At 69.4% G+C, this 15291-nt stretch carries 10 protein-coding genes and 1 pseudogene; 8 read left to right on the forward strand and 3 right to left on the reverse strand.

Annotated features, from left to right (window positions below; all coding sequences use genetic code 11):
- Positions 1 to 31: 31 nt before the first annotated feature.
- Positions 32 to 1945 (reverse strand): phosphogluconate dehydratase, encoded by a 1914-nt coding sequence (gene edd / locus DSC_RS06740; RefSeq protein WP_014160398.1) that lies wholly within the window; start codon positions 1943 to 1945, stop codon positions 32 to 34.
- Between the two features lie 166 nt (positions 1946 to 2111).
- Positions 2112 to 3140, reverse strand: a complete 1029-nt coding sequence (gene glk / locus DSC_RS06745; protein ID WP_014160399.1) for a glucokinase — start codon at positions 3138 to 3140, stop codon at positions 2112 to 2114.
- A gap of 308 nt (positions 3141 to 3448) precedes the next feature.
- Between glk and DSC_RS06750 the strand changes: the two genes are divergently transcribed.
- The 5 genes and pseudogenes from DSC_RS06750 to DSC_RS17060 form a co-directional block, all read left to right on the forward strand.
- Positions 3449 to 4528, forward strand: coding sequence for an ABC transporter ATP-binding protein (locus tag DSC_RS06750; RefSeq protein ID WP_014160400.1), 1080 nt, complete (start codon positions 3449 to 3451; stop codon positions 4526 to 4528).
- A gap of 198 nt (positions 4529 to 4726) precedes the next feature.
- The gene (gene smc, locus DSC_RS06755) at positions 4727 to 8230 is read left to right on the forward strand and encodes a chromosome segregation protein SMC (protein WP_043290454.1); all 3504 of its coding nucleotides are present in this window, start codon (positions 4727 to 4729) and stop codon (positions 8228 to 8230) included.
- Between the two features lie 192 nt (positions 8231 to 8422).
- Entirely contained in the window at positions 8423 to 9151 is a 729-nt protein-coding gene (zipA, locus tag DSC_RS06760) for a cell division protein ZipA (RefSeq protein ID WP_014160402.1), read from the forward strand.
- Positions 9152 to 9292: 141 nt separating this feature from the next.
- Positions 9293 to 11779, forward strand: coding sequence for an NAD-dependent DNA ligase LigA (gene ligA / locus DSC_RS06765; RefSeq protein ID WP_014160403.1), 2487 nt, complete (start codon positions 9293 to 9295; stop codon positions 11777 to 11779).
- Between the two features lie 183 nt (positions 11780 to 11962).
- Positions 11963 to 12262, forward strand: a pseudogene (locus DSC_RS17060) (endonuclease domain-containing protein); the annotation flags it as partial.
- Positions 12263 to 12306: 44 nt separating this feature from the next.
- On the opposite strand, the gene DSC_RS17215 reads toward DSC_RS17060, so the two are convergent.
- Positions 12307 to 12621, reverse strand: coding sequence for a hypothetical protein (locus tag DSC_RS17215; protein ID WP_238527762.1), 315 nt, complete (start codon positions 12619 to 12621; stop codon positions 12307 to 12309).
- Here DSC_RS17215 and epmA point away from each other — a divergent pair.
- The 3 genes from epmA (at position 12611) to mtnA (ending at position 15279) form a co-directional block, all read left to right on the forward strand.
- Complete coding sequence (epmA, locus tag DSC_RS16015) at positions 12611 to 13552, forward strand: EF-P lysine aminoacylase EpmA (RefSeq protein ID WP_043291057.1); 942 nt, start codon at positions 12611 to 12613, stop codon at positions 13550 to 13552. The genes DSC_RS17215 and epmA overlap by 11 nt on opposite strands.
- A 94-nt stretch (positions 13553 to 13646) precedes the next feature.
- Positions 13647 to 14174, forward strand: coding sequence for a DUF3011 domain-containing protein (locus tag DSC_RS06780; RefSeq protein ID WP_148268102.1), 528 nt, complete (start codon positions 13647 to 13649; stop codon positions 14172 to 14174).
- A gap of 49 nt (positions 14175 to 14223) precedes the next feature.
- Entirely contained in the window at positions 14224 to 15279 is a 1056-nt protein-coding gene (gene mtnA, locus DSC_RS06785) for an S-methyl-5-thioribose-1-phosphate isomerase (RefSeq protein ID WP_014160406.1), read from the forward strand.
- Positions 15280 to 15291 lie beyond the last annotated feature (12 nt).

Here is a 15291-nt window from a genome sequence, read left to right on the forward strand (position 1 = left end):
AATGAAAAGGCGGCGGCGCCCCAGGCGCCGGTCAGGCGTCCTTGGCTTCGTGCGGCGCGGCGGCAGCTTGGGCGTCGTGGCCCAGTTCGTATTCGGCATCCACCTCTTCCCAGCCGTGCTCGGGCGAGGGCGGGCCGCAGGAGATCGACAGCGCGCCCTCGTCGGCCGGGCTGACGAAGGCGCGGCTGAAGGCGAACAGGTTGCGGCCCAGGTTGTGCGAAGGCCTGGTCGTGTTGGGGGCCAGGGTACGCAGCTTCCATTCCTGCGCATCGACCTGTGCCTCCAGGATCCCGGCCTGGGCATCGAGCAGGATCATGTCGCCTTCGCGCAGCCGTGCCAGCGGGCCGCCTGCAGCCGCCTCGGGGGTGATGTGGATGGCGGCGGGGATCTTGCCCGAGGCGCCGGACAGGCGCCCGTCGGTGACCAGTGCCACCCGCCGGCCCTGGTTCTGCAGCAGGCCCAGCAATGGGGCCAGCGAATGCAGTTCCGGCATGCCGTTGGCCTTGGGTCCCTGGTAGCGCACCACCGCGACGAAATCGTGCGGCAGCGCGCCGGCGGCATGCAGCGTGTTGAGGCTGCGCGGGTCGTCCACCACCACGGCCGGAGCGTGGATGCGGCGGTATTCGGGCTTGACCGCAGAAACCTTGATCAGCGCACGGCCCAGGTTGCCGCGCAGCAGGCGCAGCCCGCCCTGGGACTCGAACGCGTTGGACACCGGGCGCAGGACCGTGTCGTCGGCACTGCTGGCAACGCCGGGCGCGTAGCCCAGGCGGCCATCGACCACGCGCGGCTGGTCGCAGTACGCACGCATGCCGCCGGCGACGATGGTCGGGATGTCGTGCATCAGGCCGGCATCGAGCAGTTCGCGGAACACGAACTGGGTGCCGCCGGCGGCGGCGAAACGGTTCACGTCGGCCTCGCCATTGGGATACACGTGCGCCAGCAGTGGCACGGTCTGCGAGATCTCGTCGATGTCGTCCCAGCTCAGCACGATGCCGGCCGCGCGCGCCACCGCCACCCAGTGGATGGTGTGGTTGGTCGAACCGCCGGTGGCCATCAGCGCGGCGATCGCGTTGACGATGGCGCGCTCGTCGACCAGTTGGCCGATCGGGCGGTAGTCCTGGCCCAGCGCGGTGATGTGCAGGGCGCGCTCGGCCGCGGCCCGGGTCAGCACCTGGCGCAGCGGCGTGTCCGGATTGACGAACGAACTGCCCGGCAGCTGCAGGCCCATGGCCTCCAGCAAGGTCTGGTTGGAATTGGCGGTGCCGTAGAAGGTGCAGGTGCCGGCACTGTGGTAGCTGGCCGATTCGGCTTCCAGCAGTTCCTCGCCGGTGGCCTCACCGGCGGCGTAGCGCTCGCGCACCGCGGCTTTTTCCCTGTTCGGGATGCCCGGGGTCATCGGCCCGGCCGGCACGAACACCGCCGGCAGGTGGCCGAAGGCCAGCGCGCCGATCAGCAGGCCCGGCACGATCTTGTCGCACACGCCCAGATAGAGCGCGGCGTCGAACATGTCATGGCTGAGCGCGATGGCGGTGGCCTGGGCGATCACATCGCGCGAAAACAGCGACAGCTCCATGCCCGGCCGGCCCTGGGTCACCCCGTCGCACATGGCCGGCACGCCGCCGGCGACCTGTGCGGTGGCGCCCAGCTCGCGCGCCACCTGGCGGACGATGTCCGGATAGGTCTGGAACGGCTGGTGGGCCGAGAGCATGTCGTTGTAGGCGGTGATGATGCCCAGGTTCGGGGCCACGTCCGCACGCAGCCGGCCCTTGTCGGTCGGGCCGCTGGCGGCAAAGGCATGGGCCAGGTTGCCGCAGCTCAGGCGGGTGCGTCGCGGGCCGGCACTGAGGCTGGCGTCGATGACTTCCAGGTAGGCCCGGCGCGGATAGGTGCTGCGGCGGCGGATGCGGTCGGTGACAGCTTCAATGCGCGGATGCAGGCTCATGAGCGGCGCCTTGTAACGGATCGAAGAGGGGATGCGCGCCTTCCGGCGTGTAGACCACTGGCAATACCAGTTTCCGGTCCATCACCGACGACGCGACATCGGGCAGGATTCTAGCGCTTCCTCACACACCTGATGGGCTGACGAGAAGATACCAATGCAAGCCCAGTCAGGCGTGGGCTGGCGTAGGCAGGGTTCCGCCGACATTGCCAAACGCTTCGGCCGCCGCCGCCGCCGCACCCAGCAGGCCCGATTGCGGATGCAGGTTGGCCAGCACCGGGATCGTGCCCATCGTCGGCGAGAACCGGCCCTTGTTTTCAAAGCGCTGGCGGAAGCCGGAGCGCTGCAGTTGCGGCAACAGGCGTGGGACCAGGCCGCCGCACAGGAACACCCCGTCCCATGCGCCCAGGGTCAGCACCAGATCGCCGGCGATGGCGCCGAATACGGCAAAGAACACGTCCAGCGTATGCAGGCACAGGGCGTCGCCTTCTGCCGCCCGCGCGGTCACGTCGGCCGGCTGCAGCGGGCCGGGATCCTGGCCGGCCATCTCGCTCAGCGCGCGGTGGATGTTGACCAGCCCCGGGCCGCAGATCAGGCGTTCGTTGGACACCCGGCCGAACTGGCGCGACAGCCGTTGCAGGATCTCGATTTCCTCCGGATTGCCCGGCGGAAAGCTGACGTGGCCGCCCTCGGCGTCCAGCGCGATGCGCTTGCCGTCACGGACCAGCAGGCCGCCGGCGCCCAGGCCGGTGCCCGGGCCGATCACCGCGTAGGTGCTCTTCCTGGCCAGGTCGAACGGCATCCAGCGGGCCGAACCGACCTGGGCCACGTCGGCCGGGGTCAGCAGCGACACGGCCAGGGCCTGGGCAGTGAAATCGTTGATCAGCCTGACCCCCTCCAGCCCCAGCATGCTGCGCAGGCGCGGCACCTGGATCACCCACGGATGGTTGGTGATGCGGGCCTCGTCGCCATCCACCCGTCCGGCCACCGCGAACACCCCGTTGCGGACCTTGGCACCGGTTTGCTCCAGGTAATGCCTGGCCGTATCGGCCAGCGAGGGGAACTCGGCCACGCGGTACTCGCGCGTGCTCTCGGCCAGGAACGGATGGTCGGCGCCGGTGTCGGCCAGCGCAAAGCGCGCATTGGTGCCGCCGATGTCGGCCAGCAGGACGCACTGCGCAGGATCGGGTGAGGTCATGTCGGAGTCCTGGGGCAGAAGTTGGGTCGCCGCGCGCCTGCGTTGACGGCGACCGGGCGTGGGGCGCGGCCGATGGTAGCGCGTGGCCGGTGCCGGAGATGTCCCCGCATACGAATGCGCGGATGATTGCGACATGGATTCTCCGGCGGCGTCGGCAATGGCAGGGTTGCGTGGTGAAAACGCTTACATGGCACAATGCCGCGCCGCGCCGGCACCCGTCACGAGGGCTGGCGTAGCCTTTGCAGCGTCGCAGTCCGGGCAGGCTCCGCTGCGCCGCAGCCACCTTTTGACCGCCCACGGGAGTGACGATGGCGAGTGTGCAGCTGGATCAGGTCCGCAAGGTCTACGACAACGGCCAGGTGGCCGTGCAAGGCGCCACTTTCCAGGTCGCCGATGGCGAGCTGATGGTGCTGGTGGGCCCCTCTGGCTGCGGCAAGTCCACCTTGCTGCGCATGATTGCCGGGCTGGAGCAGATCAGCGGCGGCACCCTGAAGATCGGCGAGCGGGTGGTCAACGAGGTGGCGCCCAAGGATCGGGACATCGCCATGGTGTTCCAGTCCTATGCGCTGTATCCGCACATGACCGTGGCCGAGAACCTGGCCTTCGGCCTGAAGCTGCGCAAGCACGACAAGGCCACCATCCAGGCGCGGGTCAAGGCCGCGGCCGAAACGCTGGGCCTGACCTCGATGCTGGACAAGCTGCCCAAGGCGATGTCCGGCGGCCAGCGCCAGCGGGTGGCCCTGGGCCGTGCGCTGGTGCGCGAGCCGGCGGTGTTCCTGCTCGATGAGCCGCTGTCCAACCTGGACGCCAAGCTGCGCACCTCGGTGCGCACCGAGATCGCCCGGCTGCACCGCCAGCTCGGCACGACCATGATCTACGTGACCCACGACCAGGTCGAAGCGATGACCCTGGGCCAGCGCATCGTGGTGCTCAAGGATGGCCAGATCCAGCAGATCGATACGCCAATGGCGCTGTACGACCGGCCGGCCAACCTGTTCGTGGCCGGCTTCCTGGGCAGCCCGGCGATGAACGTGCTGCGCGGCACCGCCGCCGCGCAAGGCCTGCAGCTGGAGACCGGCGTGCTGGTTCCCTGGAATGGCGCCGCTCCGGCTGCGGCCAGGGTCGGCCGCAGCCTGATCGTGGGCGTACGTCCGGAAGACCTGCACCTGGCCGAACCGGGCGCACCCGGCAGCTTCGCCGCCACCATCGAAACGGTCGAACCGGTCGGCAACGAGATCTTCGTCCACCTGCGGGTCGGGACGCTGGCGCTGATCGCCCGGGTGGCCCCGCGCACCCTGCCCGCGGTGGGCGAGCCGATCGGCCTGCAGCTGGCCGCCGGCCGCCTGCATTGCTTCGATCCGGCCGACGAGCGCCGCCTGGACGCCTGACCCGCCGGCCTGTTCAGGCGCCGGTGACAGGCCAGCGCCGCCGCTATACTCCGCTGTCCGCCGATGGCCTCGCCGCGCCGGGCCGGTCCTGTTGCAGACACCGGCCTTCCAGGGACGCAGCGCCGCCGGCACCTGTTCAATGGCTGCCTGGCGACTCGATCGAAAGAGCCCGCCGCGCGCCCCAACGCGATGCCACGCATGCGCCTGTCCACGATCAAGCTGTCCGGTTTCAAATCCTTCGTCGATCCCACCACGCTGCACCTGCCGACCAACATGACCGGCGTGGTCGGGCCCAACGGTTGCGGCAAGTCCAACATCATCGACGCGGTGCGCTGGGTCATGGGCGAAAGTTCGGCCAGCCGCCTGCGCGGCGATTCGCTGACCGACGTGATCTTTTCCGGCTCCTCGGCGCGCAAGCCGGTGTCGCAGGCCACCGTCGAGCTGATCTTCGACAACAGCGACCACACCATCTCCGGCGAACTGGCCGCGTTCAACGAGATCTCGGTCAAGCGCACCGTCAGCCGCGACGGCCAGAGCAACTACTCCCTCAACGGCACCAGGTGCCGGCGCCGCGACATCACCGACCTGTTCCTGGGCACCGGCCTGGGCCCGCGCAGCTACTCGATCATCGAACAGGGCATGATCAGCCAGATCATCGAGGCGCGCCCCGAGGATCTGCGCGTGTACCTGGAGGAAGCCGCCGGCATCTCCAAGTACAAGGAGCGGCGCAAGGAAACCGAGACCCGCATCCGCCACACCCGCGAGAACCTGGAGCGCCTGACCGACCTGCGCGAGGAAGTGGACAAGCAGCTCGAGCACCTCAGGCGCCAGGCGCGCCAGGCCGAGCAGTATCAGGCCCTGCAGGAAGAACGCCGGATCAAGGACGCGCAGTGGAAGGCGCTGGAATACCGCGGCCTGGACCACGCGCTGGGCGGCCTGCGCGAAGGGCTCGCGGTCGAGGAGACCCGCCTGCAGCAACTGATCGCCGAGCAGCGCCAGGCCGAGGCCCGGATCGAAGCCGAGCGTGTGCGCCGCGACCAGGCGGCCCAGGCGCTGGCCATTGCCCAGGCCGATGTCTACCAGGTCGGCAGCACCCTGGCCCGGATCGAACAGCAGATCCAGCACCAGCGCGATCTTGCCAGTCGTCTGGCCAAGGCCCAGGCCGAAGCGCAGGCGCAACTGGCCGAGCTGGGCAGCCACATCGAGGGCGACAGCGCCCGCCTGACGGTGTTGCGCCAGGCCGTGGACCAGGCCGAGCCGCAGCTGGAGCAGCTGCGCGAGGAGGACCTCATGCGCCAGGACGCGCTGCGCGAGGCCGAAGCCAGGCTGGCCCACTGGCAGTCGCGCTGGGACGCGCACAACCGCGCCACCGCCGAATCCTCGCGTGCCGGCGAAGTCGAACGCACCCGCGTGGATTACCTGGATCGCCAGACGCTGGAAGCGGACCGCCGCCGGCAAGCGCTCAAGGCCGAACGCGCCACGCTCGACCTGGACGCGCTGGCCGCCGCCTACCAGGCGCTGTTCGAAGAACACCAAACCAAGCTGGCCGCGCTGGAGGAGCTCAACCAGGTGCTGGCCCAGCGCAAGCAGGCCGTGGACGGTTTCAGCGAGCAGCAGCGCACCCTGCAGACCGAGCTGGCCGAGGTGCGCAAGACCGCCCAGGCCGCGCGCGGCCGGCTGTCCTCGCTGGAAACCCTGCAACAGGCCGCGCTGGGCCAGGAGCAGGGCGCCGCGGTGGCCTGGCTCAAGGCGCGCGGGCTGGATTCGGCCAGGCGCGTGGGCGAGGCCCTGAGCGTGGAAGCCGGCTGGGAAAATGCGGTGGAAGGCGCGCTCGGTCGCCTGATCGAAGGCGTGCTGGTGCAGTCCCCCGAGACGCTGGTCGAGGCCCTGGCCGAGCTGGGCGAAGGCCGGATCGCGCTGGTCTCGGCCGAAGCCGGTGCCGAGACATTCGCCCCGACCTCGCTGGCGGCCAAGGTCCAGGGGCCGCTGGCCGTGCGCCGGCTGCTGGCCCGCCTGCACGCGGCCGAGGATCTGGCCGCCGCGCGCGCGCTGCAGCCGCAGCTGCCGGCGGGCGATGCGGTCATCACCCGTGCCGGCGAACGCCTGGGCCAGGGCTGGGTCCACGTGCAGCGCTCCGGCGCAGCCAAGCAGGGCGCGCTGCTGCGCGAGCGCCAGATCCAGGCGCTGCGCGAACAGATCGACACCCTGCAGGCGCGCGAGGCGCAGGTCGAGCAGGCGCTGGCCGGCCTGCGCGCGCAGGCCCTGGCCGGCGAGCAGGCGCGCGAGGAAGCCCAGCGCAGCCTGTACGCCGCACACCGTCTGGTCTCCGAACTCGGCGGCCAGCTGCAGGCCCAGCAGGGCAGGCTCGAGGCCGCGCGCACCCGCATCGAGCGCATCGACGGCGAGCTGGCACAGCTGGTCCAGACCCTGGAAGAGGCGCGCGACCAGGCCGCCGAAGCACGGCTGCGCCTGGAAGACGCCATCACCCGCATGGCCGACCAGGAAGACGCGCGCCTGCAGCTGGAGGCCGAGCGCCGCGCACTGACCGCCGCCCGTGATGCCGCGCGCGAAGCCGCACGTGCCACCGGCGAGGCCAGCCATGCCCTGGCGTTGACCCTGGAATCCCAGCGCGCCCAGATTGCCTCGTTGACCCAGGCGCTGGAGCGCATGGGCGGCCAGCGCGGCCAGCTGGATGCGCGCCTGGGCCAGATCACCGCGCAGCTGAGCGAAGGCGATGATCCGATCATCGCGCTGGAATCCGAGCGCGAGAACGCCCTGCACGAGCGGGTGCGCACCGAGCGCGTGCTGGCGCAGGCGCGCGCGATGCTGGACGGCATCGACCATCGCCTGCGTCAGGACGAGCAGACCCGCCAGCAGCGCGACCAGCAGGCCCTGGCCCAGCGCGAGGCGATCGCCCAGCGTCGCCTGGACCAGCAGGCGCTGGTGCTCAAGGCCGAGCAGTTGTCCAGCGCGGTGGAGCAGGCCGGCTTCGTCCTGCAGGCGGTGCTTGAGACCTTGCCCGACGCCGCCGACGCAGCCGAGTGGGAAGCGGCGGTGCAGCAGATCGAGGGCCGCATGCGTCGGCTGGAGCCGGTCAACCTGGCCGCCATCCAGGAATACGGCGAGGCCAGCACCCGCAGCGAATACCTGCAGGCGCAGAACGCCGACCTGAGCGCGGCGCTGGACACGCTGGAAGAGGCGATCGGCAAGATCGACCGCGAGACCCGCGGCCGCTTCAAGGACACCTTCGACAAGGTCAACGCCGGCGTGCAGGAACTCTATCCACGCCTGTTCGGCGGTGGCCATGCCTATCTCGAGCTGACCGGCGAGGACCTGCTGGACACCGGCGTGACCATCATGGCGCGCCCGCCGGGCAAGCGGGTGTCCAGCATCTCGCTGCTGTCCGGCGGCGAGAAGGCGATGACCGCAGTGGCGCTGGTGTTTGCCATCTTCCAGCTCAATCCGGCCCCGTTCTGCCTGCTCGACGAGGTGGACGCGCCGCTGGACGAAGCCAACGTCGGCCGCCTGGCCGCACTGGTCAAGGAGATGAGCCAGAAGGTGCAGTTCCTGTTCGTCAGCCACAACAAGGCGACGATGGAAGCGGCCAACCAGCTTGCGGGCGTGACCATGCGCGAACCGGGCGTCTCGCGCCTGGTCTCGGTGGACCTGGCCGAGGCCTCGCGCCTGGCCGGCGCCGGGTGAAGCCGAGGAGTGAGGAGTGAGGAGCGAGGAGTGAGAAGTGAGAAGTGAGAAGGACGGCGTCCCTGCTTTCCCTCATTTCTCACTCCTCCGCCCTCATTTCTCGCTCCTATGTCCTCATTCCTCGCCCCACAGGGATGGATGCCTTGCGCCAGCCATGGCACCATCCGGCCTGTTTTATGAAAGGAGTGCCCGATGTCGGATATGTGGATGCTGCGGATCGGCATCGCCGTGGTCGGCGTCATCCTGATCGCCGCCATGATCGTGTTCGGCCGGCCGAAGAAGCCGCCGCAGGGCCGGCGCCTGGAGTCGGGCGAGCGCGATCCGTCTCGGGTCGAGCCCAGCCTGGGCGGTGAGAACACCGGCTACGACGCGCAGGCCGACTACAGGGGCGAAGGCGTGGTCCAGCCCGAGCTGGGCCTGGCCGATGCCAGTGCCGCCGACAGCGACCTGGGCAAGCGCCCGGCCGCGGACTTCGACAAGATCATCTCGCTGTACGTGGCGGCCAAGTCCGGGCACATGCTGCGCGGTGAGGACATCGTGGTGGCCGCCGAGAAGACCGGGCTGACCTTCGGCCACATGAACGTGTTCCACCGCCTGATCGAGCATCATCCCGAGCGCGGCCCGGTCTTCAGCATGGCCAACATCATGCAGCCGGGCAGCTTCGACATGGCCGCCATCCGCGAGCTGGAAACCCCGGCGATCGCCTTCTTCCTGACCCTGCCGGCGCCGCTGACCGCGCTCGATGCCTGGGAAATGATGCTGCCCAACGTCCAGCGCATGGCCGAGCTGCTCAATGGCGTGGTCCTGGACGACAGCCGCAACGCGCTGGGCCGCCAGCGTATCCAGCACATCCGCGAAGAACTGCGCGGCTACGACCGCCAGCACCAGGCCCCGCCGCTGAGCAAGGCCCCGCGCTGGTGAGTCGGGCGCCTGCTGCAACGGATCGACGCGGGATCCTTGTTGGCGCGGCCGCGCGCGGCCAGCCGCGATAGGGCGGTCATCGCCGATCGCCACGCGCCTCGTGCAACGCGGGCGTGGCCAGCGCTTGGGTAAGATCGCTCGATGACCAAGACCCCTGATCCTGCTGCGCGCATCGCCGCGCTGCGCCAGCAGCTGGACGAGGCCAGCTATCGCTACTACGTGCTGGACGCGCCCACCATCCCCGATGCCGAATACGACCGGCTGCTGCGTGAGCTGGAGCAACTGGAAGCGGCGCATCCGCAACTGGTGAGCCCCGACTCGCCGACCCAGCGGGTGGGCGCACCGGCCGGATCGCACTTTGCCCAGGTCCGCCACGCCATCCCGATGCTGTCGCTGGGCAATGCGTTCGACGATGCCGAAGTGCTCGATTTCGTGCGCCGCATCGGCGACAGGCTCGGTCGCGAAAGGCTGATCTTTTCGGCCGAGCCCAAGCTCGATGGCCTGGCCGTGAGCCTGCGCTACGAACACGGCAGGTTCGTGCAGGGCGCCACCCGCGGCGATGGCTTCACCGGCGAGGACGTCACCGCCAACCTGCGCACGGTCAAGGCGATCCCACTGAAGCTGCGCGGCAGCGGTTGGCCGGACGTGCTGGAAGTCCGCGGCGAGGTCTACATGCCGCGCGCCGCGTTCGAGGCCTACAACCAACAGGCGCGCCTGCACGGCGGCAAGGTGCTGGCCAACCCACGCAACGGCGCGGCCGGATCGCTGCGCCAGCTCGATGCGCGGATCACCGCGCAACGGCCGCTGGCCTTCTTCGCCTATGGCGTCGGCCAGGTGGAAGGCGGCGCCCTGCCGGACCGGCATTCGCAGGTGCTGCGGCAGCTGCGGCAATGGGGCCTGCCGGTCAGTGATCTGACCAAGGTGGTGGAAGGCGCCGAGGGCCTGCTGGCCTACTATCGCCAGATCGGCGCGCGCCGCGACACGCTGCCCTTCGACATCGATGGGGTGGTCTACAAGCTGGACGATGTGCAGGGCCAGCGCGAGATGGGCTTCGTCTCGCGCGCCCCGCGCTGGGCCCTCGCCCACAAGTATCCGGCGCAGGAGCAATCCACCACGGTGGAAGCCATCCAGATCCAGATCGGTCGCAGCGGCGCGGCCACGCCGGTGGCGCGGCTGGCGCCGGTGCAGGTCGCCGGCGTCACCGTCACCAATGCCACCCTGCACAACGCCGACCAGATCAAGCGGTTGGACGTGCGGGTGGGCGATGCGGTCATCGTGCGCCGTGCCGGCGATGTGATCCCGGAAGTGGTCGGCGTGATCCTCGAACGCCGGCCCAAGGGCACCACGCCCTGGCAGATGCCCAGGCATTGCCCGGTGTGCGGCTCGGACATCGTGCGCGAGGAGGGCGCCGCGGTCTGGCGCTGCTCGGGCGAGCTGAGCTGCCCGGCCCAGCGCAAGGAGGCCATTGGCCATTTCGTCTCGCGCCGGGCGATGGATGTGGACGGGCTGGGCGAGAAGTTCATCGAAGTGCTGGTCGATGCCGGCGTGGTCCAGGGCGTGGCCGACCTGTACAGGCTCGACCTGGACCTGCTGCTGCAGTTGCGCCTGGTCACCAGCGCGCAAACGCCCGAAGGCTTCCTGCGCGCGGCGCGCGAGCATCTGGCCAGCGGCGCGTATTCGACCCTGGAGGCCACCGTCGCCAGGATCTGCGGCAAGGCCGGAGCGGTGCCGGACACCTGGCAGGCCGAGCTGCTGCGCGCCGGTCTTCCGGCCTTCGACTGGAACCGCAAGAAGATCGCCAGCAAATGGGCCCAGAACCTGATCGCCGCGCTGGACAAGAGCAAGCACACCACCCTGGAGCGTTTCCTGTTCGCGCTGGGCATCGAGCACGTCGGTGAGAGCACGGCCAAGGCGCTGGCGGCGTGGTTCGGCGATCTGGCCCTGATCCGCACGCTGCCCTGGCCACTGTTCAAGCGCGTGCCCGACATCGGTGGCGAAGTGGCGCGCGCGCTGGGCAGCTTCTTCGCCCAGGCAGGCAACCAGCAGGCCATCGATGCGCTGCTGCAACGCGGGGTGGTGATCGGCGACACCCATCCGCCCAGCGCGCTGCTGCGCCAAGGCCTGGACCTGGCCACGCTGCTGGTCGACCTGGAAATCCCCAGGCTCACCAGGATCCGCGCCGAGTCCCTGGTCAAGGCGCTGCCCGAGGTCGACGACATTCTCCAGGCCGGGCCGGAGGCGCTGGTCGGCGCGGGCCTGCCCCAGGACACGGCCGCCGCCCTGATCCAATGGCTGCGCGAAGACGACCACGCGCAACTGCTGCAGGCCGCCGGCGCGGCCCTCAAGCAGCTCGACGCGATCACCCCGCAGCAGGCGACGGGCCAAGCCGGCCCGCTCAGCGGCCAGACCGTCGTGCTCACCGGCAGCCTGGAAGCCATGACCCGCGAGCAGGCCGGCGCCAAGCTCGAGGCACTGGGCGCCAAGGTCACCGGCAGCGTGTCGAAGAAGACCAGCTTCGTGGTGGCCGGCGCCGAAGCCGGTTCCAAGCTGACCAAGGCCCGGGAGCTGGGCATCGAAGTCTGGGATGAAGCCAGGCTGCTGGAATTTCTTGCAGGGCAGCGTGCATGAGCCCGCCATCCTCGATGCCGTTGCCGTTGCCGTTGCCGTTGTTGCTGTTGCCCCCTCTCCCCCGCTCGCGGGGCGAGAAGGCACGGCTTGCGCGCCACTGGCGCGCGTGCCTTGGAGCGCCCGCGCCGCTGGCGCGGGCCGGGGTGCGAAGCAGAGGGATGGGGTGAGGGGGGAGCTTTCCGCATGGACCACAGCAAACGCCTGCGCCAAGAACAAACCGACGCCGAGCATCGGCTCTGGCAACGCCTGCGCAATCATCAGTTCGGGTTGAAGTTTCGGCGCCAGCACCGCATCGGTGGCTACATCGTGGATTTCGTCTGCCTTGAGGCTGGCGTGGTGGTGGAGCTGGATGGCGGGCAGCATCTGGAGCAGGCCGACGCGGATGCGGCGCGGACGGCATTTCTGGAAACCAGGGGATTCAAGGTCGTCCGATTCTGGAACGACGATGTTCTGACGCGGACCGAAGCGGTGGTTGAGGCGATTTGGCATGCGTTGCAAGCTGTGAGGCCAGGTGCAGAGCGGCCCCCTCACCCCAACCCTCTCCCCCGCAGGCGGGGGAGAGGGAGCAAAAACAACAGCAACAACAACAGCAAAAACAACAGCAACAACAACAGCAACAGCAACAGCAACAGCAACAGCAACAGCAACAGCAACAGCAACAGCAACAGCAACAGCAACAGCAACAGCAACAGCAACAGCAACAGCAACAGCAACAGCAACAGCAACAGCAACAGCAACAGCAACAGCAACAGCAGTCGCGGTGAACCGGCTACGCGGGTTGCCGGCGCAGGCGCGCAACCGACAGCCGATGCCTGGCGTCCCGGCGCGACGCTGGAAGTCATCAAGTTGCGTGCGCAGCTCAACGCCCACGTGCGCGCCTTCTTCGCCCAGCGTCAGGTGCTGGAAGTGGAGACGCCGGTGCTCTCGCAGGCCGGCAACACCGAGCCGAACATCGACAGCTTCACCACCGCGTTCAGCGGCCATGTCAGTGCCGGCGCGCGTACCCGCTGGCTGCGCACTTCGCCGGAGTATCCGCTCAAGCGTCTGCTGGCCGCCGGTGTCGGCGATTGCTACGAACTGGGCCGGGTGTTCCGCAATGGCGAAGCCGGCGGTCGCCACAATCCCGAGTTCACCATGCTGGAGTGGTACCGCGTCGGCTGGGACCACGTGCGCCTGGCCGAGGAAACCGTGGCCCTGGTGCAGGGCGCGCTGGCCCTGGTCGGGCGCAGCGCCACGGTCCAGTCGCTGAGCTACCGCGCCCTGTTCCAGCACGCGCTGCAGATCGACCCGTTCAGCGCACCGCTGGAACAGCTGCAGGCCGCGCTGGGCCCAGTGCGGGTCGACCCGCAGGGGCTCGAGCGCGACGACTGGCTGGACCTGCTGGTCAGCCATCGCCTGCAGCCCGATTTTGCTGGCGATGCGATCACCATCGTCCATGACTGGCCGGCCAGCCAGGCTGCCCTGGCGCGCATCCGCCCGGGCGATCCACCGGTGGCCGAGCGCTTCGAGCTGTACCTGGGTGCGGTCGAGCTGGCCAACGGCTACCACGAGCTGCGCGATGCGGATGAACAGCGTGCCCGGTTCAGCCACGACAACCAGCGCCGGGCCGCGCGCGGGCTTGTTCAGCCACCACCGGATTGGCACTTGCTCGACGCCCTGCCACTCATGCCACACTGCGCCGGCGTGGCGGTCGGGATGGATCGGCTGCTGATGGCGATGCTGGGGACCTCCCGGATCGCCGAGGTGCTGGCCTTCGATTTCGCAAGGGCCTGACATACGCACGGCATACAGGAACCGTAAACACGTCAATGAGCTGGCAGGTACTGCCAGCGAGGAGCTCAGTCTGGGTACCGTTCAGGGGAAGGCCGTGTCGAACTGCCACTGGGTCCGCTGGAGCATGCTCGCCTGCGCTGCGTCGGCCCTGGCCGGCTGCAGCACCTTCGGGCGCTGGTTCGGTGGTCATGAAACCGCCCCGGGCCAGGTGCCGGTGCAACACTTCAGCTGCGAGTCCAAGGGTGCCGAGCTGAAGTATTGCGACGTGGACGCTTCGGCCGGCGTGCGCCTGACCAGGCAGCTGTCCAGCATGCCCTGCATCAAGGGCCGGACCTGGGGCTACGGGCGCTTCGGGGTGTGGGTGGACCACGGCTGCCGCGGCGAGTTCGTCAGCGGGGCCGGCGATGACGATAGTGGCCAATTCGACCCCAGGCACCAGGTGCTGCGCTGCGAATCGCAGGACCAGAAGCGCAAGCACTGCCTGTTGCAGGTGGCCAGCTCGACGGTCGAGCTGGTGCAGCAGCTTTCCGACAGTGCCTGCGTGGAAAACAAGACCTGGGGCTGGGACGCGGACGGGGTCTGGGTCGACGCGGGCTGCCGCGCGCTGTTCCGCGTGCGCTGACCGCACCCATCATTCCGGGAACGCCACATGGCGCGGGTAAAATGCGCCGATGAACCAGACCTTCGACTACGCCCGCTACGACCGCATCCGGCCCCTGCTATGGACCGGCGATGCCCTGCAGGTGCTCGACCAGCGCAAGCTGCCGTTCGCGGTCGAACACGTGCAATGCACCACCAGCGACGAGGTTGCCGCCGCCATCCACGCCCTGGCCGTGCGCGGCGCGCCGGCGATCGGCATTGCCGCGGCCTGGGGCGCGGTCCTGGCCGCACGCCAGATCCAGGCCGGGGACGGCGCGCAGGCGGCGCCGAAGATCGAACCGGCCCTGCAGCGCCTCAACGCCGCCCGTCCCACCGCGGTCAACCTGGCCTGGGCGCTGGCGCGCATGCGCCGGGCCCTGTTGCCGGCCGGCGCCGACTGGCGCGCGGTGCTGGAACGCGAGGCCCAGGCCATCGCCAGCGAGGACCTGGCGGCCAACCGCCATATGGGCGAACTGGGTGCGGCGCTGATCGGGCAGGGCAGCGGCGTGCTGACCCACTGCAACACCGGTTCGCTGGCCACGGCCGGCTTCGGCACCGCGCTGGGCGTGATCCGCGCCGGCGTGGCCCAGGGCAGGATCCTGAAGGTCTTCGCCGACGAAACCAGGCCCTGGCAGCAAGGCGCGCGCCTGACCGTGTGGGAACTGCAGCAGGACGGCATCGACGCCACCCTGATTGCCGACTCGGCCGCCTCGCACCTGATGAAGACCGGCGCGGTGCAGTGGGTGGTGGTCGGCGCCGACCGGATCTGCGCCAACGGCGACACCGCCAACAAGATCGGCACCTACCAGCTGGCCATCGCCGCGCGTTACCACGGCCTGAAGTTCATGGTGGTGGCGCCTTCGTCCACGGTCGACATGGACACCGCCAGCGGCGAGCTGATCCAGATCGAGGAACGCGATCCGGGCGAGTTGCATGGCATCGGCGGGGTGCGCATGGTGGCCGAGGGCATCAAGGCCTGGAATCCGGTCTTCGACGTCACCCCGGGCGAGTTGATCGATGCGATCGTGACCGAGAAGGGCGTGGTCCAGGCGCCGACCACCGAGAAGATGCGCGCGCTGTTTGGCTGAACCCTGGCGCGC

It is taken from the genome of Pseudoxanthomonas spadix BD-a59, assembly GCF_000233915.3.
Lineage (GTDB): Bacteria > Pseudomonadota > Gammaproteobacteria > Xanthomonadales > Xanthomonadaceae > Pseudoxanthomonas_A > Pseudoxanthomonas_A spadix.

What these genes read in the sequence shown, in the direction of transcription:
- edd (WP_014160398.1), bottom strand. Translation starts at nt 1,945, where the DNA reads ATGAGCCTGCATCCGCGCATTGAAGCTGTCACCGACCGCATCCGCCGC.
- glk (WP_014160399.1), bottom strand. Translation starts at nt 3,140, where the DNA reads ATGACCTCACCCGATCCTGCGCAGTGCGTCCTGCTGGCCGACATCGGC.
- DSC_RS06750 (WP_014160400.1), top strand. Translation starts at nt 3,449, where the DNA reads ATGGCGAGTGTGCAGCTGGATCAGGTCCGCAAGGTCTACGACAACGGC.
- smc (WP_043290454.1), top strand. Translation starts at nt 4,727, where the DNA reads ATGCGCCTGTCCACGATCAAGCTGTCCGGTTTCAAATCCTTCGTCGAT.
- zipA (WP_014160402.1), top strand. Translation starts at nt 8,423, where the DNA reads ATGTCGGATATGTGGATGCTGCGGATCGGCATCGCCGTGGTCGGCGTC.
- ligA (WP_014160403.1), top strand. Translation starts at nt 9,293, where the DNA reads ATGACCAAGACCCCTGATCCTGCTGCGCGCATCGCCGCGCTGCGCCAG.
- DSC_RS17215 (WP_238527762.1), bottom strand. Translation starts at nt 12,621, where the DNA reads ATGACTTCCAGCGTCGCGCCGGGACGCCAGGCATCGGCTGTCGGTTGC.
- mtnA (WP_014160406.1), top strand. Translation starts at nt 14,224, where the DNA reads ATGAACCAGACCTTCGACTACGCCCGCTACGACCGCATCCGGCCCCTG.